Source organism: Dolichospermum sp. UHCC 0315A, from assembly GCF_008121535.1.
In the GTDB taxonomy this organism is placed as follows: domain Bacteria; phylum Cyanobacteriota; class Cyanobacteriia; order Cyanobacteriales; family Nostocaceae; genus Dolichospermum; species Dolichospermum lemmermannii.
The window spans coordinates 5085112-5107710 of record NZ_CP043056.1 but is presented as its reverse complement, the minus strand read 5'-3'; the positions used below and the strand labels follow the sequence as shown (position 1 = coordinate 5107710).

Sequence of the window (22599 nt, the reverse complement as noted above, 5' to 3'; positions counted from 1 at the left end):
CCTCCCCCCCATTCCCTTGTAGGGAATGGGGGTTTTAAAGCCTCTCCCCTGGTAGGGCAGAGGTTTGGAGAGGGGTCTGTTTACACATTAAAAACTTTTAAAACATCCTCTTGTACAAATTCTATAAATGTATCAAAAATATTGCAATTCATTGAACATGGTTGTTCGCTTTTATTCATAATTAATAAAAACTTACCCCCAATTTAAAAATCTATGATATAAAAGTAAATAAAACTTAATTGTTATTCATCCAAATGCTAAATGACTCCCCTCCCTTACCCAAATTCAAAGATTTACTAACCCAAAAAATTTTCTTAGGTAATAAACCTAGTGCTGAGTTAATAGCAATTCTTACCATCTATTTTGTTCAAGGCATCTTGGCATTATCCCGTTTAGCTGTTAGCTTTTTTCTTAAAGATGAATTACTATTAAGTCCAGTGCAGATGTCAGTAATTATGGGAATCTGTAGTATACCTTGGATGATTAAGCCATTATATGGTTTTATTTCCGATAGTTTACCCTTATTTGGTTACCATAGAAAACCTTACATAGTTCTATCAGGAATTCTCGGCTGTACAGCTTGGGTATGTTTAGGAACAGTGGTTCATACTAGCACAACAGCCACAATTATGATTGTACTTTCTTCTCTCTCTGTAGCTATTAGTGATGTGATAGTTGATTCCATAGTAGTTGAAAGAGCTAGAAGTGAATCAGAAGCCAAAATAGGTTCTTTACAATCTCTTTGTTGGGGTAGTTCAGCTATAGGTGGCTTGTGTACAGCTTACCTTAGCGGCTTACTTTTAGAATATTTTACCAACCGTATAGTATTTTTAATAACAGCATTATTTCCGCTAATGATTTCATCTGTAGCTTGGTTAATTTCCGAAAAACCTATTAATAAAGATGATAAAAAAAGCAATAACACAAAATATCAATTAGGACAGATACGCCAAGCTATTACGCAAAAAGCAATTTGGCTACCAACAGCATTTATATTTGTTTGGCACGCTACACCAAATGCCGAATCAGCATTTTTCTATTTTACAACTAACGAACTACAATTTCAACCAGAATTTTTAGGGCGAGTTCGGTTAGTCACCAGTTTGGCTTCCTTAATTGGAGTTTGGGCTTTTCAACGTTATCTGAAAACTATCCCCTTTAGAATTATGTTTAGTTGGGGGATTTTTCTATCCACAGCTTTAGGAATGACAACTTTATTATTAGTAACTCATACCAACAGACTTTTAGGAATAGATGATCATTGGTTCAGTTTAGGTGATAGTTTAATTATTACTGTGATTGGGCAAGTTTTATTTATGCCTATATTAGTATTATCAACAAAACTTTGTCCTCCCGGCATAGAGGCCACATTCTTTGCTTTAATAATGTCTGTATTTAATTTAGGAGGAACAGTTTCTTACGCATTAGGATCAATCATGATGAAATGGTTGGGAATCACAGAACATCAATTTGATTCATTATGGTTGTTAATCATTATTACTAACTGTAGCTCACTTATCCCAATATTTTTTATTAACTGGCTACCAGATGCTAAAATTGAGATTGAGCATAGTCAATCAATGTAGTTTTTCAGCATAGCAAACAAAAAATGCAAATATTAGAACCCCAAGATAGTCAAGTTTCAGAGAAATCCTATACCCTCAAAGACTGGCAAGGAGGATATGAATCTCTTACCGAAGAATATGACTATTGGATTGATGATATAGAAGGAGAAATTCCTCCAGAATTAGCAGGAACATTATTTAGGAATGGGGCTGGCTTATTAGATATCAACAAGGAAAGATTACATCATCCTTTTGATGGTGACGGAATGATTAGCCGCATTACATTTACCAATGGCCGCGCCCATTTTCGTAACCGATTTGTGCAAACAGCCGGTTATTTAGCAGAACAGAAAGCTGGTAAAATTCTTTATCGTGGTGTTTTTGGTACACAAAAACCTGGTGGTTGGTTAGCTAACATTTTTGATTTAAAAATTAAAAACATTGCTAATACAAATGTGATTTATTGGGGTAAAAAACTCTTAGCATTATGGGAAGCAGCCGAACCTTATTCACTTAATCCCCAAACCTTAGAAACATTAGGAAATGAATATTTTAACGGCGTTTTATCCAAAGGAGAAGCCTTTAGCGCCCACCCACGAATTGATCCAAATGGCACCTTAGTCAACTTTGCTATTAAACCGGGACTATCAACCACAATTACAATCTTTGAATTGAACACAAATGGGGAAATTACCAGCAAACAAAATCATAGCGTTCCTGGTTTTTGTTTTATTCATGATTTTGTAATTACAGAAAATTACTGTATCTTCTTTCAAAATCCTGTTGATTTTAACCCCATACCTTTTGCTTTGGGAATATCCAGCGCAGCCCAATGTATTAAATTTCAAAAAAATCAACCCACAAGAATTATTATTATCCCTCGCAAAACACAAACTAAAAATGTCAAAGTTTTAGAAACCCAAGCCGGTTTTATTTTCCATCATGTTAATGCTTTTGAACTGAGAAATGAAATTATCATTGATTCTATCTGCTATGAATCATTAACAGAAGTCGAACCCAATAGCGATTATCGAAAAACTGATTTTGATACAAATTCACCTCCCCAACTATGGCGATTTAATCTGAATTTATCAGAGAATAAAGTGCAAAATCAGTTAATAGATCCTCGTCCCACTGAATTTCCCACAATTCACCCGAATTACGTAGGTAAATCCTATCGTTATTTATATAGTGCTGCCGCTCATCAATCAACGGTGAACGCACCATTACAAGCCATTTTTAAGGTAGATTTAGAGTCAGGAAGAAAACAACTATGGAGTGCAGCACCGCGAGGTTTTATAGGGGAACCAATTTTTATTCCTCGTCCAAATTCCCAAACAGAAGATGATGGGTGGTTAATAGCGTTAGTTTATGATGCAGAACATCATCGTTCTGATGTAGTGATTTTAGATGCTGAAAATCTGGAAAAAGAGAAACCAGTTGCAAAACTACACCTGAAACATCATATTCCCTATGGTTTACATGGGAGTTTTACACAAGAGACATTTATCGAAAATTTGGGTTGAGTCCATTTTAATAGTAACCCTCAGATCCCCGACTTCTTCGAGAAGTCGGGGATATCGCGGAGTATCTTACAAAAAAAAATAAAATTGTAACAAAAACTACAAAATTGATATCTTTTCTCAAAAAGAGGGTAAGCTAACTATATCAATCCGGTTTACAAAGATACCGTGATGAGGAGTAAGAATTATGGTAACAACGTCTCTCCCACTTATGGAAACTCAATCTTCAGCCTACATTTGCCCTTATGATCAAGCTTGTAGCTATTTAGAATGGGCGGCTAAAGAATTAAAATTAGATCAAGGTATCGTAGAAATACTCAGTCATCCACGAAAAGTTGTTACAGTTTCCATTCCCATAAAAATGGATAATGGCGAAATCCGGGTTTTCCCAGGACACCGGGTACAACATTCGGATATTTTAGGACCCTATAAAGGTGGGATTCGTTACCATGAAGCGGTGACATTACGGGAAGTATCCGCCCTAGCAATGCTGATGACGTGGAAATGTGCATTGTTAGGCATTCCCTATGGTGGTGGCAAAGGGGGAATTCCCATAGACCCCAAAAAGTTCAGTGTGGGGGAATTAGAACGGATTAGCCGCCGTTATATTAGTGAATTAATTAAGGACATTGGACCATCAGTAGATATACCCGCCCCAGACATGGGAACATCAGCGCGAGAAATGGCGTGGATGATGGATACTTACTCTGTTAATGTTGGTCATTCTGTACCTGGAGTAGTTACAGGTAAACCTTTATCTATTGGTGGTTCTCTAGGACGCGAAATGGCGACCGGACGTGGTGTCATGATTATTGTCCGTGAAGCACTTGCAGATCAGGGTAAATCCCTTGTGGGAGTAAGGGTAGCAATTCAAGGTTTCGGTAATGTGGGCGGGGCTGCGGCAGAATTACTACACCAAGAAGGAGCGAAAATTATCGCTGTTTCCACTGGTGCGGGTGGTGTATTTTCTGAAGCTGGTCTTGATATTTCCGCTGTCAAAGCCTACTCTGCTGCAAACCGCCGCAGTGTGGTGGGATTTCCCCAAGGTACACCCATTAGTAATGCAGATTTACTAACTTTACCTTGTGATGTGTTGATCCCCGCCGCATTGGAAAACCAAATTACCGCAGAAAATGTTCATCAAATTCAAGCCAGATTTGTTGCAGAAGCTGCTAATGGTCCTGTGACTTTGGAAGCTAACCGCGTTCTAGAAGCCCAGGGAGTGACTGTGTTACCGGATATTTTAGCCAATGCTGGAGGTGTAGTAGTAAGTTATTTAGAATGGGTACAAGGTCTTTCTTACCTATTCTGGGACGAAGAACGAGTTAACCGGGAAATGGAACATTTGATGGTTCAGGCTTACCGCAAGGTGATTCATGAGTCGCAAGCACGGGGGGTAAATCTGCGATTAGCTGCTTATACTTTGGGTGTAGGTAGAGTCGCGCAAGCTTTGAATGATCGAGGTCTGTATCCTTAGTTGTATTTGCAATTTAGTTTAATTGGGGTGTGTTATGGCTTTAGCCTAACGCACCTTTTTTTCAACCCTTGTACGTCATCTACCAGTAATAGTTTTGCTGATTCCACCTGAGTTCAACGTAAGAGAATAACTTACAAGTGTTGACTGGAAAGAGTTTCAGGATTAAATAAATTTTTACCAATTGTCAATAATTTCTATTTATTGATAATTGATTAGGAATAAATGATATAAATTGTAAATTTTTCTTAAAAACTATTAAATAACATTACTAATCATACTCAAGATTGCACCAAAAATTTAAGAATAAAGTAGTTGTTTAAACAAGGAAAAATGGACAATGGAATTAGAACATTTTCCGCCAATATAGAGAAACGGGGAAGATAGAACCCAAACCCCAAGGTGGAGACCGCCGTTCTTTAATTAAAGGTAAAGAAGAAGAATTGTTGAAAAAAATAGTGATAGAGCAGAATGATATATATTTACGGGAAATTCAAGCAGTAATAAAGGATCAAACAGAAATAGAGGTAAGTATATCCAGTTTATCCCGAACTCTAAAACGCTTAGATTTAAGACGTAGAAAAAAACTTTAGTAGCAAGTGAGCAAGAAACACAAAGAGTACAAGAAATGCGTTATGAATTTCGACGTTGGCTGGATACAATAGATGTCAAAAACCTTGTATTCATTGATGAAACAGGTATAAACCTGGCTATGACACGAAACTACGGTAGAGGTGTTGAAGGTGAAAGGGTCTATGATGATCGTCCAGGAAATAAAGGTAAAAACATCACATTAATTGGAGCTATGAGTGATGAAGGGTTAATTGCCACTATGACCTTTCCTGGTAGTTTAAACACTACTAGTTTTTTAGTTTTTATTGAACAAATCTTACTACCTCAGTTGTGGATTGGCGCAATTGTAGTCATGGATAATTTACCTGTACATTATGCCGAAAAGGCAAGAGTTTTGATTGAATCTGTTGGAGCAAAGGTTAAATTTTTACCTGCATACTCCCCTGATTTATCACCCATTGAATTATGTTGGTCAAAGTTAAAAGAAATCTTACGTTCTGCAAAAGCTCGTAGTGTTGATGCTCTTGATGAGGCAATTACTATGGCGGTTAATGCTATTACTGATGAAAATTCTCTCAATTGGTTTAATCATTGTGGATTGTTTTTTGACCCTATTTAGATAGCTATTTTTGTACTGGACTTGATCGCAAACTGCTGTAACATATTCTTCAGTAAAAACAATTGGATCATCTGTTTCTTGTAAGAAAATCACTACTTGGGTTACAGGAACTTGATATGTACGGATTAATCTCACTGAATAGTCTAACTCCCTAAAAGGAATGGGAGGTTTAGATTGTGGGTTAGTTTGAAATTCAATATGTAAAATCCGATTTTCTGTTTGTAAGAAGGTGACAAAATCAGCGCGAATTGGTTCTATACTCAATTCGGTTTTTAAGACTTTGATGGTTTTTGGTTCTTGGGGAAGTAAGCAGTTAGCAAAATCAAAGGGATATTTTTCTGCTAGTAGTTTACAAACGTTGTCAAAACTCATAGGGTTATTGATGTATAAATTAGAAAATTATTTTGGCTCTCCTAGTTTCACGGAAGAGATAAGATAATTAATTTGTATGTCCACATGAACGACAAACACGAACTTGCTGATTTTTTTCGTTAACTGTCAGCATCATTCCTCTTTTTCCACATTGAGGGCATTGGGGTCCAGTTATCTTCTTATCTTTAGGTAGCTTGATTTGGTGATTACAGGAACGACATTGACGGTAGCGATAATTTCCTTTGCTGACTGTCATTGCTGGTGTGCCACATTTTGGGCAAATATCTCCTTGAGTATAAATATTACTGTATTGCGCTCCACTTCCACAGTGAATACAAATATAATATCTTTTTTCTGGTGATTTATATTTACTTTCTCGACTATCAATTATTGCCTCACATCCCCAGCAGTCATTTAAGTAAATATTACGGTCATGACCAATTCCATGTTTACAAGAGAAAACTGTTACCCTGAATTTAGCCTGAAACGTAGCATAGAAGGGATGATGTGGCATCGTATCTTCACACACGGAACATTTTAATCTTAACCGAATTTCATTAATGCGATTAACCCAACCTGATAACTTTGGAACATAATCTTCAGGTTTTTCCATTTCCTTAATTTTTGGTACGATGTCTGCTATTTCAAAAAGTTCTAGTAAAGACCAATCTCTCCAATCTTGTGAACAATCAGCATAAAGACGCGCACCATAAGATGATCCATAACTGGAAGTATCGGTTTTCTTAGAGTCGAATAAATCACAATCTGTTCTTAGTCGTGGGCAGTAAGCACGAGAGACTCGGTTAGTTTTTAACTGCTTATCTTCATCTCTTGCCCAAGGTTTTGCGACACAATATTTAACTTTTTTAGGTTTACATAAGGGAAGTAATGGGTCTATATCTATAGCTTCAGAAGAAGTCTTTGCTTGTTGTATTACATAATCTATTAACAGTTTATTTACTTTTTCAAAACCTTGATTAGCACTATTTTGATTTTCTTTCACCCATATAATGTTGAGTACGCATCTAACCAAAGAGTCATTTTCTGGATAATTTTTTATGATTTTATTCAGTGCATTTAGAAAGTTAGATGTATTTTTACTTTCTTTCTCCAACCGATAAACACACATTATTTTTGCTTTTCTCGATAAATAACGCCAAAAGGATAAGTCATCAGATTCTATTAATGACCATATTAAATTAACTTGCTCATCTGGAGGTAAGAAAGAAAAACATTGAAGTATGGGTTCTTGATATTTTAACCATTTTGGTAGTCTTTCTATTAATTCAATCTGTTCTTTAATAGAAAAAGTTTTAAGAATATTTCCTATTTTTAGGATAATATCTTTATTTTCTACTGCATCTTCTTTTTTAAGCTTGGATAAAAGTATATTAACTTTCTCGTGTGCTGGTAAAAACTCTAATATTTCATCGCATTTTTTTACACTCTCTGATAGTAAAGACAACAGTTTCAGAAGATTATTGTTTAAATTTTCAGTCAGTAATTGTGAAATTCTAGCTATGATAAATTCATGATCATTAACGTTATTCTTAAATTTTTCTACAAGGATAGTAATTTGTTCAATAGATGGTAAAAATATTAAAATAGCATCGTGACTTTTAATCCAATATTTATCTTGAAATATGGAAATTAGTGAAGGAATTTCTTCTAGTGCAGATTCTTCAAGTATTTTAGCAATTTCTAAAAATTTATCTTGATGACTTAAATCTTTTTGATTACTAATTTGACTAACAAGTATTCCAATACGTCTATCTCGCGGTGCTATGGTCCAAATCTGTTTTTCTAGAATAATATAATTAGGTATTACGCCCCACAGAGAAATTGATGCTGAAACTTCTAAAATATCTTGCAAATCATTTAATAGTGTTTCTTTAATATGAGAATCATTTTGCACATGACTTATAAGTTCAATTAAGCATTTGATCTGTAGTTCTTGATTCAGTTTTTTACGATGTTCTGGAGCATCTAAATATAATTCATACAACTTATTTATAACCTTATTGCATAAATTTGAATTAAGATTTTGAGACTTGTTTATTATATTAAATATGTCTTCTCGTAAACTATCATCTATTTCTTTAGTGAAATCATCCCTTAAAATTTGTAAGAATAGTTGACGTTGATCTTTATCAGGTAATACTGGTGTAAGACTTTCAACTTCAAAGTAAAGCGATATAGGTTCTGGTAGATCACGTAAAAAACGTCGTTTTTCCCATAATGCGTATCTGTTTAATTTTTGAGATGCTAAAGATACAGCTTCATCTAGAGAATGATTATTGAGATAACCCCAAAGTCCAAAAGCACAAAATCTAGGATCTTTGTGGCTCAGACAACGTTCAATAATATCTGAATCTGTTTCTTCTTTATTAAGTAAGTGTACATTTATTGCTTTACATTCATTGCCATCTTGTTGCAATTCAAATTTCACAAGTCTTCCAGATTGTAAATCTAATTCGGAACAATTAATTTCTTTTTTATGTACTAATATATTATCTTGATAATCAGAATCTATAAACCAATAATTATTGGGATGAGTAGAGTTACAAAAATTTTTAAGTTTGCCAACTTCCTTAAATAAATTTAAGTTTTTAGCTATTGCTTTATTAGTTTGCGGATTTATTTTTACATTAAATGTGACTAATATTCCCTCGCTTAAACAAGTTTCTTCACAACGAACTTGCTCTCTATAGACTTTTATTTGTGATCCATCTTCACGTTGAATATACCCAAAATTATTTTCTCTTCCTCTTGTGGAGTCATACCCACCAAACCACTTTACAAAACCAATTTCCCTCATGGTTCACCTGTGTTTATATTAGTCTTTATTAAATCCTGCAAATCCTTAAATCCTGGATATCCTGATTCAGACAAATTAAATATCAGGTTCAACACCCAACTTTCTTAACTGTTCTATCAACCTTTCCTTTTGTTCTATTGGAGTCAAAACCCAATTACCAGAAATATCATACCAGCGTAACCAAGGCTGCTGAATATTATTATAAGTTCCCTCCCAAACTCCCAAACCTAATTCTATTTCTGGTATCCAAAAACGAGAATTTGATGATGATAAATCTATTTCCGCATAACGACCACCATCTAATTTAAACATTCTAAACTCATACTTGTAACGGTCAAAAATAGCATAATAGGGAATCCTTAAAATCTGTTCATAAACTTCCCATTTTGTAGGCGGTTTTTCCACATTCCGCAAAGTCTGTCCTAAATCTTCCTTTTCAGTTCCTGGTGATAGTAATTCAACTATAATAAAAGGAGTAATTCCCTCTTGCCAAATTACATAACTTAAACGTAAATCACCATTTTTATAAAGAGGAGAAACATCCACAGATACAAACCAATCTGGTCTTTTGTACCATGTGGGATGATGAGGATCATAATAGAGGTTCAGATCACTAGCGGTAAATATTTTGTTGCTAGGATAGGTAGGAGAATTAAAAGTTTCGTCTAATAAACGAGGTTGTAATAAATGAAATTGATCAGGCAAACCTTTCTCCTCTGGATCTTCACTTTTGAGATCATACATCGTTGGTAACACTTCTTGAGGTGAACGGGGCGGATCTGTTTGATACATATTACTATTCCTTGAAAATTTAATTTATTGTGTGTTCACGGTATTTCTATTGTGCCGAAATTAATAGGATATAGATTTTTATTCTTGACAAGGATCTGATAGTGGTGGATGCCAACCAGCTTCTACCCAAAAACGCCGAGCAACTTGAATAGAAGGCTCATCACGTCGTTTATCATTGAAGTCAAAGCGATCGCTAGTAGCTCTTCCTGTAGGCGTTGTACCTACAATTTTTATACCATCTTTTGTCCATATAAAATGCCCTGACCATTCTTGCTGACGAGGGTTAAATAAAGCAACTTTCTCTTGAGTTTTAGGATCAGTAGCTACTATAAAATTATAATGACGCTCATTACAGCGATGACAAGCCAAAGCTAAATTATCCATTTCATCTGAACCTCCCAAAGACTGCGGCATAATATGGTCAATGGTAAAACGGTCGGGACTCAGGTATTCAGGAGAGTGGCAATATTCACAGAGGAATTTAGCTCGTTTTCTTATAAGTCGTCGAGTTGGTTCGGACACCATTTACTTTTAGCCGCTAGTTGAGCATTAATTAAGGTAAATATTCGCTGTAACTCCGAGATACCTACATATTCCGCTTCCTCTTCAGAAGTCAGCGTATCAGATGTTTTCTTTGCTAATAGTTCTTCAAAACGTATCTGTAGTTCTTCGGTAAATTTAAATAGATAAATATTACCAAATTCACTCATCTTCATACCAGAAGATATTAAAGACGAAGGTTGAACCATTAATTGAGTAGTCATTGTGTGTTCACAGTGTCTTTATTTCTATTATCTCATAAAAAATCCTGCAAATCCTTAAATCCTGGATATCCTGATATGGCTAACGCCACGCTTAGCTATCAGACAAAAAAATATACTTTATAACTCATCCTTTCCCAACCGCAGACAAGAACATTTTTGCAAAAAAACCGCTGCTTTTTGATCAGCATCTGGATTATTAATATGTATTGGTGTTGGTCGAATAATCCCCTTAAATAAATCATCTAAACCGTAGGGAGTAAAAAATTGCCATTCTCCCTGTTTAGTCATCCTAACTCCTACAGCAGTCGCCGTATGTAACCAACTTATAATCCCATCTTCTGTACTATTATAAGTCATTCTTCCAGCCCGCCAATTTCCAAAACTAGCTTGATTTTTAACATCAAACTCCTGTTCAGGAAATTGTGTTTTCAAAGTAGACTTAGCAAATAATTCTTGTTCACGATTTCCTGTTTCATCAAAAAAAGCAATATCAAAATCTTTGATGAATAAATCACATTCTTGCCCAAACAGAGAACGCCAAACTGTATTTCTGACTGCACCCCCAGCCAACCACCAGTTAGGTAAATCGAGTTGGGCTATTGCAGGTAAGACGGTGGCAATAATAGAATTAGAAAGAATAATTTGTAATTGTGTATTATTATTCATAATGTATAATTTAGAGGAGCATGAATAATATGACCATAGATAGTAATACTTTGGATTTAGTGGCTGGAGGATTAGCAATCATTATTTTGGCAGGGGGAATGTTAATGATGTTTACTACCATTTTCAGCACTAAAAAATAATCAATTTATTCACCCAGTAGAGACGTTCCATGGAACGTCTCTACATTTTTTTTCGCCAGGTGTCTATTTAAGAAACATCTGCACCAAAAGCTATCCTAATTACCCAAAATATCATTAAAGTGGCGATCGCTAACCAATCACCCATTTTCAACTTTAACTCTTGCCATTTAACTCGATGTTCATTGGGACTCGTAAAACCCCTTACCATCATCGCATTTGCCATTTGTTCCGCCCGCAAAAGCAGATTTTCTAATAATCTCTCAGTCACAATTAACCAAACTTTTGCCCCTCCTTTTAATCCTAGTTTTTTCCAATTAATTGCCCTAGTCATTACAGAACGCACTAGGTTTTGGATTTCTTCTAAAACTAGGGGAATAAACCGCAAAGATAAAGTTAACGTCAGGGTAATTTCTGTAACGGGAATATTGAACCTTCTCAACGGCTGCATTAAACTTTCCATTCCCGAAGTAATTTCTTCCGGTGCAGTTGTGAGTAAATATAAATTAGTGCTGTAGATTAATGTAAAAACCATTGTACTCAAGCTAATTGCCAAATCCAAAGAACGGCGATTTACTTTCACAAATCCTTTATTAAATAGCACATAGCTATATTCTTTATGACTATCTGCTAATTCGGGAGTAACTTGGATCTTTTTATCAGTTATTGGTTGGGTGAGGACTTGTTCATTTGCAGGTAAGCGAGACTGATAACTTACACCTAATCCATCAGGACTAATGGAGGCAATGACTAATACCATAAATGATAATATCAACAACCAGCCCATTTGTTGTCGCCATACTCGCAGAGGAATTTTGGCAAATACAGTAAAAGTAATTAGCAGTAATACCAATAATACCCGCCAATAGTTATTAGCGACAATATAGCTACTCAGAAAGCTCAATAACCAAATTAACTTAACTCGCGGGTCGAGTTTATGTAACCAAGTTTGCGGTTCTTCTAAGTAAAGTCCGAGAGGAAGCGATCGCAATAAATCCATATTTTGTCAGTTGTCATTGGTCAGTTGTCAGTAAGCCACCCGGAAATAAAACTCCGGTCTAATAGCTAAAGTACGTTAAAACGCACTCTGATTAACTCAAAATCAAAAATTATCCTATTTATAGAATAAATAAACATAAAACAGTCGGTTTTAACCGACTTTAGCTTTTAGACAGGGAATTTATTCCCTGGCTTCCTTTTTGGCTTCCTAACTGACTCCTTACGTTTCCTATTTTACACGAGTAGCTCGGTTTGGACCGCCAATTTCCACGTCTCGAACTTTCTTACTGCGCCAAAATAGCCGAATGGGTGTACCTTGAAAGCCTAACTGTTTGCGGAATTGGCGTTCAATGTAACGGCGATAATTATCATTAAAGCGGGTATTATCATTAACAAACAGCGCGATAGAAGGCGGCTGACTGCTAACTTGAGTACCGTAGTATATCTTACCCTGACGACCGCCCCGTGAAGTCGGTGGTGAATGCCAACTGATAGCATCTTCTAGCACTTCATTAATTACTGATGTACTCACACGGCGTTTGTGTGCCTCAGCCGCTGTATTTACCAATTCTAAAATCTTTTCTACCCGTTGTCCCGTAACAGCACTCACATAAATGGTATCTGCCCATTCTGTAAAGTGTAAGCGTGATTCCAATTCTTTTGCATGATCATAGATGGTATACGAGTCTTTCTCAACAGCATCCCACTTGTTGACGACAATAACACAAGCGCGACCTTCTTCTAAAACGCGACCTGCTAATTTCTGATCCTGTTCAGTTACGCCATCTACGGCATCAATCACTAATAAAACCACATCAGAGCGGCGAATAGCTTTGAAAGCACGGTTAATACTGAAAAATTCTGTCCCGTATTCTATATGTTTCTTTTTGCGAATACCAGCAGTATCAATTAACCTATAGGTTTGATCACCTCGTTCAACTACTGTATCAATTGTATCTCTAGTTGTTCCAGAAATAGGACTGACAATAGCTCTATATTCACCAACAAACGCATTGAGTAGGCTGGATTTCCCCACATTTGGTCTACCAATAATGGCAACTTTAATTTCCTTATTTTCCTCTTCTTCTACTATCAGAGGAATGTGATTCATTAACTCATCCAGGATTTCCCCTGTCCCACTACCATGAATCGCGGAAATGGGGAAAGGTTCACCTAGTCCCAATTCCCAAAATTCAGCAGCTTGAATCACCCCTTGATCTGGAGATTCACATTTATTCACAGCCAGTAATACGGGTACTGGTTGTTGACGTAACCATTCAGAAATTTCTTCATCCGCGGGCATCAAACCAGCTTGTCCATCCACAACAAAAATAGCAGCACAAGCTTCTGAAAGTGCTGTTAACGCCTGTTGGCGAATCATGGGGAGAAATTCGGTGTCATCGTTAAAAACCAAGCCACCTGTGTCCACTACCACAAATTCCCGATCATTCCAAAAAGCTGGACGATAGGTGCGATCGCGTGTTACCCCTGGTTCATCATGGACTATTGCCGTTTGATCTCCGGCAAGACGATTAACAAAGGTGGATTTGCCCACATTGGGGCGACCGATAATTGCAACAATTGGCAATGGCATAAACTAGAGTTCTTTAGTGCTGAGTGTGTAGGTGTGCTGAGTTTTGTCTCTACGTTCTTCACCCAGCACTGTTTTAGAGAACTATTTATTTTACCATGGTTTTTGATAATTAGGAGTTTTTGAAAAAGTTGTCTGTCAGGGTAGGGAACTCTTAACTCTTAACTGGGAACAGTTTTGTTCTAAAAATCTGCAATTAGAAATAATTAAATTTGTCAATACTGTAGCCAAATTAGGATGGTTCAAAGGCTGTATAAGCATTGTGAGTACGACCAAGTGAGGTAAACTGCGATATTTACAGAATTTTTTGTGTCAACATACGAGCTATGTAGACTGGTTCAGGAAGATTGTCTTTGCGAGCTAATTTTGTTATTTTGGGGTTACTATGTCTTTAAGTACGAAATTTTGTTATGAGATTCAATATTTATGGTGACATAGTATTAAATTTTGTTTGTGTTAACTATTTTATTTTTGAACACCATGTTCATCAACCAAAAAGTTTGTATAGCTATCGCTGGTGCTACCTTGGCTGGGACGATGATTGCTTCTGCTTCCCCTGCTGGTGCTGTTGTTTTTACCTATAATGGTTTAAAGTACGATGTAACTACGCACAGTTTCAATGGCAATGATGCTTTTTTCGGCACAAACGCTTTGAACAGTCCACGTAATGCGTTGTGGGGAAATCAATCTCTTGCTAATGGATTGGCTAGTGTTGTTGGTTGTCCATCAAGCGGTTGTTACGTGAATCCGACTGGAATAAATGGGAATAATTGGGCAGGAGCGTACTTCGCTTATGCAACCCAGACTGAACACGTACCTGGAAAGACGAACTCCATTCTAAGTTTAGCGTCAATACAGCCGAACAATTCAACCCAACTTCCATATATAGGAGAAGTTCAACACTCCTACAACATATATAACTGGAATAATCCCAATCGAACATTCGCTATAGCTATAGGTGTGCCTGTGCCTTGGGATATTTCGGGGAGTGGTACTATTCTTGGTTCTATAACAGGAATTGGTCTTGGTGTAGGGTTAAAGCGATTAAAAAGCAAAAAAACATTAACAATAAGTTAAGCTGGCGTTAAAAATTCAATCTATGTAACAATACCTTGTCCAAATCGAAAAAACTCTTGATTTGTAGGTTGGGTTGACGTATGTTACCCAACAAATGCGTCGGGTTGCGCTGTCGCTTAACCCAACCTACAAAAAATGGACTTTTTGTCAGTTGTCAGTTGTTAGTAGGGGCGAAGCATTTGGAAGATAAATTATCGGTCATTGCCAAAAATAGTTCTCCAAATGCTTCGCCCGTACAGTTGTCAGCATTTGGAAGATAAATTATCGGTCATTGCCAAAAATAGTTCTCCAAATGCTTCGCCCGTACAGTTGTCAGTGGTAATAATTCTTGCCTGTTCCCTGTTCCCTGTTCCCTGTTCCCTTTCACTCAACTATTGTAGCGATCGCTTCGTCAATTCCAGAAGATACACTAGGTAATTCCAGACAATATCCCGCACCGTAGACAGTCTTAATGTAGCGTGGATGACGAGGATCTGGTTCGAGTTTGGTTCTCAAATGACGAATATGCACGCGAATAGTCTCAATATCATCATCAGGATCATAACCCCAAACTTCTCTGAGGATTTCGCTGGGGGAAACGGTTTGTCCGTGACGTTGTAGCAAGCAGTGGAGTAACTCAAATTCTAAATGAGTCAATTTCACTGTTGTTTTGAACCAGATAGCCTCAAATCTTTCGGGAACGAGAGTAATCGGTCCATAGTTGAGAATTTCGCTATGTTTTGCAGCTTGGGGAATCCTGTCCGTGCGTCTTAATAAAGCCCGTACCCGCGCTAATAACTCTTCTAGCTCAAAGGGTTTGGTGAGATAGTCATCCGCACCAGCATTAAAGCCTTCTACCTTGTTTTGAGTTTGGCTTAAAGCAGTTAACATCAATACAGGAATTTCGGAAGTGCGTTCATCCCGACGTAAGCGTTGACAAACTGTAAACCCATCTACTCTAGGTAACATGAGATCGAGCATAATTAAGTCTGGTTGTAGCTGGAGAGCCAGCGCCTGACCTTTGATACCATCTTCGGCTTGACTAACATCGTAGCCCGCCATTTCCAAGTTGACGGCAACAAGTTCTGAAATCGCTGGGTCATCGTCTATGACAAGAATCCTCGGCATTCTTAAAAATTATAACTACTTTATTTAAGGATAATTGACGTTTCCTCGACTACCAAAATTTCGCTTTGCTGATTCTGGGAAAAAGTTGAGGGATTGTGAGATCATGGAGCAAACTCTAGACAGTTGTTTTCCTTGATATATAAAAAGATTACCACCTCAATTATAAAAAATATGTTAAACCTAATATAAATATTAAAAGTAAATGATTGTAATATTTATATGTATAAATACGAGTATTTGCCGCCCTATTTTTTGCAAAATGGCGTGACCATGACGACTTATACAGCTTTATGGGCTAATCGTGATTGGGAGAGTAAAACTACTCACCCAGAACCAAAATACCAGGAAGTCATCTTCACAGGTGGTCAAGGTGTGCCAATTTTTGGAAAAGTTGCTATTCCCCCAAATGTCCATAGTACGATTGTTGGCACTTATGGTATTACTGGAGAATTAGACCAACAATGGTTTTTAAGAATTTTGGGACGCAAGGCTTACGCCCAAGGCTATGCTGTGGTGTTATTTGATTGGCGGGCGCATGGTAAAACCGCAGAATTATCGCCAACATTGACTTCTGATGGTTTGTATGAAGGGGAAGATTTTGTCAGAATTGCGGAAACTGCGGCAAAAATGGGTTGTCCTTCACCATTTTGGTTTACGGGCTATTCTTTGGGGGGACAATTGGCTTTGTGGGGAGTGAAAGCCGCAGCGGATTTAGCACCTAAAGACATTGATATTGCAGGTGGGGCGGTGATTTGTCCGAGTTTGGATTCGTTCCGTTCATTGACTTATTTGGTTACACACCCCTTTGGTAAATATATTGAATCTCGCATTGCTAAGGAATTGAAAAAACTGGCCTGGAAAATTCATGCTGTTTATCCTGAATCTATGCAACCAGAAGCTATTGAACGGGCTAATAGTATTTGGGGATTTGATGAAGAATTGGTGATTGCACCTTTGGGTTTTGCCACCGTCGCTGATTATTATCAAGCCAGCAGTGGGTTAGAATTATTACCTAAATTGTCCAAACCAACTTTAATTTTATATGCTGCTGATGACCCTTTATTTGATCCTGCCATTATTCCTGATTTAGAAGCCGCTGCTACGAAAAACCCTGACATAGATTTATTACTGACTCGCTACGGTGGCCATGTTGGTTATGTGAGTAGCAAAAAATGTCAAAATCAATATGAAGATCCTGATCAATGGTGGGCTTGGAATCGTGTTTTAGAGTGGATAGAAACAAGCCGTAAGTAGGTTAGCGTTGAAAATCGTCGTTATGGCACTAGGCAAGAGGCAAGAGGCAAGAGGCAAGAGGCAAGAGTGAAGAGGCTTTGGGCGATTTTACTTTTCGTTACATATTACTCTTCGAGAAGCCGCTCCGCGTCTACGGTTTTTTTCCGTTCACCTACTTAGCCAAAAAATTGAAAATGGTTCTATGCAAAAAAGTAAAGTTTAATTATTAGCGATTGTGTTTAATTTTAATTGGCTACCTGCACCTAAAAAATTAGATTTGTTATTAAATGATGTGCATATTTGGCGCATTAATTTAAATTCATCAGAATCACAATTACAATTTTTTCGAGAAACTTTATCTAGTGATGAAATTGCTCGCGCCCAAAGGTTTTATTTTCCTGAACATCGGCAAAGATTTATTGCCGGACGCGGTACTCTCCGCGCCATTTTAGGGCAATATTTGGGTATTGATCCCAAACAAGTAGAATTTGAATATCAGCCCCGTGGTAAGCCTTTATTAGCGGCTAAATTTGCTGATCAAGGATTATTATTTAACTTATCTCATTCCCAAGATTTGGCTTTGTGTGGAGTAAGTTATCAACATCAAATTGGTGTGGATTTAGAATATATTCGCACTATGTCTGATTTGGAAGGTTTGGCAAAAAGATTCTTTTCTTTTAAAGAATATGAATACCTGCGACTATTTTCTCCCCAAGAACAACAACAAATATTTTTCCGTTATTGGACTTGCAAAGAAGCTTATTTAAAAGCCACAGGAGATGGTTTAGTACAGTTAGAAGAAATTGAAATATCTTTAACACCAAATCAACCAAGTCAATTACTTGTATCAGGAGATTGGAATTTAAGAGAATTAACACCAGCAGAAAATTTTGCGGCTGCGGTTGTAGTTGCAGGTAGCAATATTAATTTGCATTGCTGGGAATATTACTGAAAAAGAGTTCAGAAGTGAGAATCAATTATTGGGGATACTGAATTCTTTTTTATTCCCTCTTCTGACTTCTGACTCCTATTCTAGATACTTTCTATTTCAAAATCGCGTAAGTGGGCTTTAAATTTTTTGCCAAACTGCACTAAAAAAGGAAAGTTAGCACTCACGGGTCTACCCTGCCATTGGGTGACAATAGCCACTATTTCTCCTTCTGTACCTTTGATGTCAAAAGCCTGACCGCGATGTTCAGGATGATGATAAACTACTACTGATTCTTTCACTTGCACGCGATCGCCTACTTTCATAATATCTTATGTATCTAACTTTTTTTGTTCCCAAACCATCTCCACAGCTTTTTTGAATATAAAATCCAGCATGATTTAATGGCAAACTCAATTTTACAACACATCGCGCTATTCAGCCGTGGAACAAACTTGTATATTTCTTATTAAGATGATTGGTAATTGGTAATTGGTAATGGGTAATTGGTAATGGTAATACTCTTTTCCCTACCTCCCCTACCTCCCCTACTTCCCCTACCTCCCCTACTTCCCCTACTTCCCCTACCTCCCCTACCTCCCCTACCTCCCCTACCTCCCCTACCTCCCCTACCTACTCCCTGCCTCCCCTACCTCCCCTACCTCCCCTACCTACTCCCTGCCTGGACAGAATTCTCGCACCTTTTGGGGAAGTTGCCGACAGACTTGTGAGAATGATTGGGGAGATAATTGCCACCAAGCAAATAAACCGACAGTGGTACTTCCCAGCAACAAAACTAATAATCTCGCAAATAGTCCCAAACCTTTGCTTCTAGATGGTTTTATCGGTGCTGTCTGTGCTTCTGTCAGACTTAAATCAAGCAGGGCTTGGGAACTTGCGGCTAAATCTGTTTCTATGGATGCTGTGATAATTAATGCTTCTGAATCGGGAACAGCTAAGGGTTGGGGAGGAGTAATTTCTGCCGGAGGTGCGGGGATAATTGCCATTGAGGATGGTTTGTCCACACGACAAAGGGTCAATACTACAGATATATTATCTTGGCCATTCTTTTCATTGGCGAGTTTAATTAATTCCTGGGTAGCATCTGCTATGTCTAAATCGCCTGTAAGCACGGGAATTGCGTAGTCTTGCCAGGATTGTTCGACTAAATTGCGATCGCTTAAACCATCGGAACACAGCAATAAAATCCCATCTTCTTCTATGATAAATCGTTGAATCGAAAAGTTGAGAAATTCGGCTTCTTTTGTGCCTAGTGCTTGGGTCAGGGCTTTGGCTTCTGGGATTTGCAATGCTTGACGATATAAAGTTTTCCCTAAACCAACTTTTCGTTTTACCATATCATCATCTACAGTCAGAAGTTGACAATAATTCTGGGTTATCCAATAAGCCCGACTATCACCAATATGGGCTAAATAAAGTTCGTGGGAATTTTCTAATTGTTCTCCTCTTTGGGGGATTTGCAAGGACATGATTAAGGTTGTGGCCATGCGTTCTTTGCCCTGGCGTTTTTGCTCGTCATTGCGCGACCATATCACATTATTAACGACTCGCAAACAAGACTCTATTTGTTGATATAATAAATCCGGGGTTAATAGTTCTGTTTGTTGTCCTATCTCTGTTAATAAAGCCCGCATTTGCAATTTGAGAGACTGCAAAGCTAATTGACTCGCAACTTCACCACCTTCATGGCCACCAATACCATCACAAATAATTGCTAGTCGTGGTTGTAATTGATCATCTATATCTCTCGGATGACTGGGATAACAAGCATCTTCATTATGTTTAATAACAGTTCCAGGATCTGTTGCCCCGGCTATGGTTAAATATAAAGGTAAGTCGGCGGCTGTTGTTAGCAATAATTCATTAAGTTGAGTATTGATGATCTGTAAATCAATTTCTGGTTGACACATTAACTCAACTATGATGTTTAGTTTTTCGGCAATTGTGGTTTTGGCTATTGTCACCCAGTTCCGCCAAGAATTACCTAAATCTTGTAAAGTTGGTGGTTCTGTACTTTGATGCAGTTCTAATAACCGAATACACCAACCTTGCACACATAAATTATCTGCTAATAGTAAGCTTTGGGCAACTCCTAATTTTGATAAATGTGTCCATAGTTGGAGAATTTGCCATAACCAGTAAACTTGTCTGACGGGAGATGCTTGTTCCCAGGAGTCGGTAATTTTCGGGTAAATGCAGCCTATTTCATCTATGGGGGCATTTTCTAGCAGTAAAATATCACCATATATTTCTGCTAAGGAAGTAAACCCATAAGCTTGGGGAATATGTAAACGTTGTGAATATAAGCTGAGATAGGGAATAACGATATTTGGCAGTGGGGCAGGTATATGTGGTAGGGTTGCAGGCTTGGTATCTAGCCAAATTTGTGGGTTGATGACTTCATATCTGTCTGCTACTTTTGTTCCTGGGGGAATTTCTGCTACTTGGTTGCCAGTTGCCCGGAGATAGCGGTAAATTAGGGGAGTGTGACAGCGATCGCAAATAGTATCCCCCACAGAGTTAATTGGTTGATCACATTCGGAATTTGGGCAATTAATAATCCGTTGATTAGAAAGCATAATTAAATTGATGATTAGTTTTTTCTGTAAATATTCACTGTATTGATGTATCTAATCTCAAGTTAAGATGGAACTGCATGGAATCAGATTTTAAGAATATTTGAACGCAGATAAACGCAGATAAGGATGGATCAATAGATTTCATGATTCTTTGCAGTCTCTCATAAAATTAGTACGAGTAAATCTATTGTAAGGGAAAAGCGTTATGCCAAGTTTTACCTTAATTTGGCTGTTAGCAGGGTCGGTTCTGTGTTTAACGGAACTTTTTTTACCATCAGCTTTTGTTTCTTTCATGATGGGTATTAGTGCCTTGATGGTGGGATTATTATCTTACTTGGGGATAGGAAATTTGTGGATACAAGTTACAGCTTGGCTTTTATTTTCCACAATTCTGATTATCCTGTCTCGGCGGTTTTTGCAACCACGACGACGGAAATCAAAAATTCAAGATGCAGTCATAGCTGAAACTTTAACGGAAATTTTGCCGGGACAGGTGGGCAGGGTACTATACGAGGGTAACTCTTGGCGAGCAAAATGTGATGACGACAAAATCAGCTTACCACCTCAGCAAACTGTTTATGTGGTGAGAAGGGAAGGGACGACTTTAATTGTCATTCCAGATAATTTTTTGAGTTAGTTGTCAGTAGGGGCGAAGCATTTGGAAGATAAATTATCGGTCATTGCCAAAAATAGTTCTCCAAATGCTTCGCCCCTACAGTTGTCAGTTCTGGCTTTAATGGTCAATACCTGTAAATTAGGAGAAAATTATTATGGAACAGTTTTTTTTACTGGTCTTTTTGGCGCTGGGTGGTTCTGCTGTTGCTGGATCTGTGCGTGTTGTTAATCAGGGAAATGAAGCTTTGGTGGAAAGATTGGGTAGTTATAACAAAAAAATGCACCCAGGGCTAAATTTTGTGATCCCGTTTATTGATAAAGTTGTCTACCAAGAAACTATTCGGGAAAAAGTTCTCGATATTCCGCCTCAAAAGTGTATCACCCGCGATAATGTGGGCATTGAGGTAGATGCGGTGATTTATTGGCGGATTGTAGATATGGAAAAAGCCCGCTATAAGGTCGAGGATCTGCAATCGGCGATGGTAAATTTGGTGTTGACTCAAATTCGTTCGGAAATGGGACAATTGGAGTTAGATCAAACTTTTACTGCCCGTACCCAAATCAATGAATTGTTATTACAGGAATTGGATGTTTCTACTGATCCTTGGGGTGTAAAGGTGACGCGAGTGGAGTTGAGGGATATTATTCCTTCTCAAGCAGTCCGGGAAGCAATGGAATTACAAATGTCGGCGGAACGTCGCAAACGGGCATCTATTTTAACTTCGGAAGGTGATAGGGAATCTGCGGTTAATAGTGCCAGAGGTAAGGCTGATGCCCAACTTTTGGACGCTGAAGCTCGACAAAAATCAGTAATTATGCAGGCAGAAGCTGAACAAAAAACAATCATTCTCAGGGCGCAAGCAGAACGCCAACAACAGGTTTTAAAGGCACAAGCGATCGCTGAATCTGCTGAAATTATTGCCCAAAGAATCAAAGCTAACCCTGATGCTCAAAAAGCTCTGGATGTGCTGTTAGCATTAAATTATTTGGATATGGGGACTACTATTGGTAAAAGTGATAGCAGCAAGGTGATGTTTATGGACCCCCGCAATATTCCCGCTACTTTAGAAGGTATTCGTTCTATTGTTTCAGATAATACTTCTGATCCCAAACCTCTCTTTCCCAGCAATTAAATAATTCCTTCTT

22 protein-coding genes and 1 pseudogene are annotated in these 22599 nt (G+C 37.7%); 12 read left to right on the top strand and 11 right to left on the bottom strand.

Annotation, left to right across the window (positions count from 1 at the left end; genetic code table 11):
• Window positions 1-254: 254 nt before the first annotated feature.
• The 4 genes from BMF77_RS24140 (at window position 255) to BMF77_RS24125 (ending at window position 5754) form a co-directional block, all read left to right on the top strand.
• Window positions 255-1586, top strand: coding sequence for a folate/biopterin family MFS transporter (locus BMF77_RS24140; protein ID WP_148766431.1), 1332 nt, complete (start codon window positions 255-257; stop codon window positions 1584-1586).
• Window positions 1587-1609: 23 nt separating this feature from the next.
• On the top strand, window positions 1610-3091 hold the full coding sequence (locus BMF77_RS24135; RefSeq protein ID WP_148766429.1) for a carotenoid oxygenase family protein: 1482 nt from the start codon (window positions 1610-1612) through the stop codon (window positions 3089-3091).
• 184 nt (window positions 3092-3275) lie between these two features.
• Window positions 3276-4565 (top strand): Glu/Leu/Phe/Val dehydrogenase, encoded by a 1290-nt coding sequence (locus tag BMF77_RS24130; RefSeq protein ID WP_148766427.1) that lies wholly within the window; start codon window positions 3276-3278, stop codon window positions 4563-4565.
• Window positions 4566-5190: 625 nt separating this feature from the next.
• Entirely contained in the window at window positions 5191-5754 is a 564-nt protein-coding gene (locus BMF77_RS24125) for an IS630 family transposase (RefSeq protein ID WP_148766426.1), read from the top strand.
• A 39-nt stretch (window positions 5755-5793) separates the two neighbouring features.
• Here BMF77_RS24125 and BMF77_RS28310 read toward each other — a convergent pair.
• From BMF77_RS28310 to der, 8 genes and pseudogenes are all read right to left on the bottom strand, one after another.
• A pseudogene (locus BMF77_RS28310) lies at window positions 5794-6126 on the bottom strand (hypothetical protein); the annotation flags it as partial.
• 67 nt (window positions 6127-6193) lie between these two features.
• The gene (locus BMF77_RS24115) at window positions 6194-8944 is read right to left on the bottom strand and encodes a cold shock domain-containing protein (RefSeq protein ID WP_148766424.1); all 2751 of its coding nucleotides are present in this window, start codon (window positions 8942-8944) and stop codon (window positions 6194-6196) included.
• A 75-nt stretch (window positions 8945-9019) separates the two neighbouring features.
• Window positions 9020-9736: a Uma2 family endonuclease gene (locus BMF77_RS24110; protein WP_015078382.1), complete on the bottom strand. Its 717-nt coding sequence runs from the start codon at window positions 9734-9736 to the stop codon at window positions 9020-9022.
• 78 nt (window positions 9737-9814) lie between these two features.
• Window positions 9815-10261 (bottom strand): HNH endonuclease, encoded by a 447-nt coding sequence (locus tag BMF77_RS24105; protein ID WP_148766422.1) that lies wholly within the window; start codon window positions 10259-10261, stop codon window positions 9815-9817.
• Window positions 10231-10500 (bottom strand): hypothetical protein, encoded by a 270-nt coding sequence (locus BMF77_RS24100; protein ID WP_148766420.1) that lies wholly within the window; start codon window positions 10498-10500, stop codon window positions 10231-10233. The genes BMF77_RS24105 and BMF77_RS24100 overlap by 31 nt, the downstream gene beginning before the upstream one ends.
• A 117-nt stretch (window positions 10501-10617) precedes the next feature.
• Complete coding sequence (locus BMF77_RS24095; RefSeq protein ID WP_148766418.1) at window positions 10618-11166, bottom strand: nucleotidyltransferase family protein; 549 nt, start codon at window positions 11164-11166, stop codon at window positions 10618-10620.
• 207 nt (window positions 11167-11373) lie between these two features.
• Window positions 11374-12303, bottom strand: coding sequence for an energy-coupling factor transporter transmembrane protein EcfT (locus BMF77_RS24090; RefSeq protein ID WP_148766415.1), 930 nt, complete (start codon window positions 12301-12303; stop codon window positions 11374-11376).
• A 228-nt stretch (window positions 12304-12531) separates the two neighbouring features.
• Window positions 12532-13896 (bottom strand): ribosome biogenesis GTPase Der, encoded by a 1365-nt coding sequence (gene der / locus BMF77_RS24085; protein ID WP_015078384.1) that lies wholly within the window; start codon window positions 13894-13896, stop codon window positions 12532-12534.
• Window positions 13897-14346: 450 nt separating this feature from the next.
• On the opposite strand from der, the gene BMF77_RS24080 reads away from it, so the two are divergent.
• The 3 genes from BMF77_RS24080 to BMF77_RS27070 all read left to right on the top strand — a co-directional run bounded on the left by BMF77_RS24080 (window position 14347) and on the right by BMF77_RS27070 (window position 15387).
• On the top strand, window positions 14347-14970 hold the full coding sequence (locus BMF77_RS24080) for a hypothetical protein (protein ID WP_148766413.1): 624 nt from the start codon (window positions 14347-14349) through the stop codon (window positions 14968-14970).
• Between the two features lie 80 nt (window positions 14971-15050).
• The gene (locus BMF77_RS27075; RefSeq protein ID WP_041457552.1) at window positions 15051-15230 is read left to right on the top strand and encodes a hypothetical protein; all 180 of its coding nucleotides are present in this window, start codon (window positions 15051-15053) and stop codon (window positions 15228-15230) included.
• Complete coding sequence (locus tag BMF77_RS27070; protein ID WP_148279012.1) at window positions 15193-15387, top strand: hypothetical protein; 195 nt, start codon at window positions 15193-15195, stop codon at window positions 15385-15387. The genes BMF77_RS27075 and BMF77_RS27070 overlap by 38 nt, the downstream gene beginning before the upstream one ends.
• Here BMF77_RS27070 and BMF77_RS24075 read toward each other — a convergent pair.
• Entirely contained in the window at window positions 15334-16077 is a 744-nt protein-coding gene (locus tag BMF77_RS24075) for a response regulator transcription factor (RefSeq protein WP_015078386.1), read from the bottom strand. The two genes, BMF77_RS27070 and BMF77_RS24075, sit on opposite strands and share 54 nt — an antisense overlap.
• Window positions 16078-16296: 219 nt before the next feature.
• Here BMF77_RS24075 and BMF77_RS24070 point away from each other — a divergent pair, with 219 nt between their 5' ends.
• Both BMF77_RS24070 and hetI read left to right on the top strand, forming a co-directional pair.
• A complete protein-coding gene (locus BMF77_RS24070; protein ID WP_148766411.1) occupies window positions 16297-17331 on the top strand; it encodes a YheT family hydrolase in 1035 nt (344 codons plus the stop codon).
• Between the two features lie 214 nt (window positions 17332-17545).
• On the top strand, window positions 17546-18262 hold the full coding sequence (hetI, locus tag BMF77_RS24065) for a 4'-phosphopantetheinyl transferase HetI (protein WP_148766409.1): 717 nt from the start codon (window positions 17546-17548) through the stop codon (window positions 18260-18262).
• An 80-nt stretch (window positions 18263-18342) separates the two neighbouring features.
• Here hetI and BMF77_RS24060 read toward each other — a convergent pair whose 3' ends face one another.
• Together BMF77_RS24060 and BMF77_RS24050 are read right to left on the bottom strand one after the other, a co-directional pair.
• Window positions 18343-18564, bottom strand: a complete 222-nt coding sequence (locus tag BMF77_RS24060; protein WP_015078389.1) for a ferredoxin-thioredoxin reductase variable chain — start codon at window positions 18562-18564, stop codon at window positions 18343-18345.
• Window positions 18565-18909: 345 nt separating this feature from the next.
• On the bottom strand, window positions 18910-20838 hold the full coding sequence (locus tag BMF77_RS24050; RefSeq protein ID WP_148766407.1) for a protein phosphatase 2C domain-containing protein: 1929 nt from the start codon (window positions 20836-20838) through the stop codon (window positions 18910-18912).
• Between the two features lie 205 nt (window positions 20839-21043).
• Here BMF77_RS24050 and BMF77_RS24045 point away from each other — a divergent pair, with 205 nt between their 5' ends.
• Genes BMF77_RS24045 through BMF77_RS24035 form a run of 3 tightly spaced genes read left to right on the top strand, consistent with a single transcriptional unit; the run spans window position 21044 to window position 22586 of the window.
• Window positions 21044-21475 carry an NfeD family protein gene (locus tag BMF77_RS24045; protein WP_148766405.1) on the top strand — a complete coding sequence of 144 codons (432 nt, stop codon included), beginning with the start codon at window positions 21044-21046 and terminating at the stop codon, window positions 21473-21475.
• Window positions 21476-21682, top strand: coding sequence for a hypothetical protein (locus BMF77_RS24040; RefSeq protein ID WP_148766403.1), 207 nt, complete (start codon window positions 21476-21478; stop codon window positions 21680-21682).
• A complete protein-coding gene (locus BMF77_RS24035; RefSeq protein WP_148766401.1) occupies window positions 21609-22586 on the top strand; it encodes an SPFH domain-containing protein in 978 nt (325 codons plus the stop codon). Before BMF77_RS24040 ends, BMF77_RS24035 begins: the two co-directional genes overlap by 74 nt.
• The last annotated feature ends 13 nt before the right edge of the window (window positions 22587-22599 follow it).

Bases quoted from the DNA above. Each gene is read 5' to 3' on its own strand.
- BMF77_RS24140 (WP_148766431.1), top strand. From the start codon at position 255: ATGCTAAATGACTCCCCTCCCTTACCCAAATTCAAAGATTTACTAACC.
- BMF77_RS24090 (WP_148766415.1), bottom strand. From the start codon at position 12,303: ATGGATTTATTGCGATCGCTTCCTCTCGGACTTTACTTAGAAGAACCG.
- BMF77_RS24125 (WP_148766426.1), top strand. From the start codon at position 5,191: ATGCGTTATGAATTTCGACGTTGGCTGGATACAATAGATGTCAAAAAC.
- BMF77_RS24100 (WP_148766420.1), bottom strand. From the start codon at position 10,500: ATGACTACTCAATTAATGGTTCAACCTTCGTCTTTAATATCTTCTGGT.
- BMF77_RS24095 (WP_148766418.1), bottom strand. From the start codon at position 11,166: ATGAATAATAATACACAATTACAAATTATTCTTTCTAATTCTATTATT.
- BMF77_RS27070 (WP_148279012.1), top strand. From the start codon at position 15,193: ATGCTTCGCCCGTACAGTTGTCAGCATTTGGAAGATAAATTATCGGTC.
- BMF77_RS24035 (WP_148766401.1), top strand. From the start codon at position 21,609: ATGGAACAGTTTTTTTTACTGGTCTTTTTGGCGCTGGGTGGTTCTGCT.
- der (WP_015078384.1), bottom strand. From the start codon at position 13,896: ATGCCATTGCCAATTGTTGCAATTATCGGTCGCCCCAATGTGGGCAAA.
- BMF77_RS24110 (WP_015078382.1), bottom strand. From the start codon at position 9,736: ATGTATCAAACAGATCCGCCCCGTTCACCTCAAGAAGTGTTACCAACG.
- BMF77_RS24060 (WP_015078389.1), bottom strand. From the start codon at position 18,564: ATGAAAGTAGGCGATCGCGTGCAAGTGAAAGAATCAGTAGTAGTTTAT.
- BMF77_RS24115 (WP_148766424.1), bottom strand. From the start codon at position 8,944: ATGAGGGAAATTGGTTTTGTAAAGTGGTTTGGTGGGTATGACTCCACA.
- BMF77_RS24130 (WP_148766427.1), top strand. From the start codon at position 3,276: ATGGTAACAACGTCTCTCCCACTTATGGAAACTCAATCTTCAGCCTAC.
- BMF77_RS24045 (WP_148766405.1), top strand. From the start codon at position 21,044: ATGCCAAGTTTTACCTTAATTTGGCTGTTAGCAGGGTCGGTTCTGTGT.
- BMF77_RS24135 (WP_148766429.1), top strand. From the start codon at position 1,610: ATGCAAATATTAGAACCCCAAGATAGTCAAGTTTCAGAGAAATCCTAT.
- BMF77_RS24070 (WP_148766411.1), top strand. From the start codon at position 16,297: ATGTATAAATACGAGTATTTGCCGCCCTATTTTTTGCAAAATGGCGTG.
- BMF77_RS24050 (WP_148766407.1), bottom strand. From the start codon at position 20,838: ATGCTTTCTAATCAACGGATTATTAATTGCCCAAATTCCGAATGTGAT.
- BMF77_RS27075 (WP_041457552.1), top strand. From the start codon at position 15,051: ATGTTACCCAACAAATGCGTCGGGTTGCGCTGTCGCTTAACCCAACCT.
- BMF77_RS24105 (WP_148766422.1), bottom strand. From the start codon at position 10,261: ATGGTGTCCGAACCAACTCGACGACTTATAAGAAAACGAGCTAAATTC.
- BMF77_RS24075 (WP_015078386.1), bottom strand. From the start codon at position 16,077: ATGCCGAGGATTCTTGTCATAGACGATGACCCAGCGATTTCAGAACTT.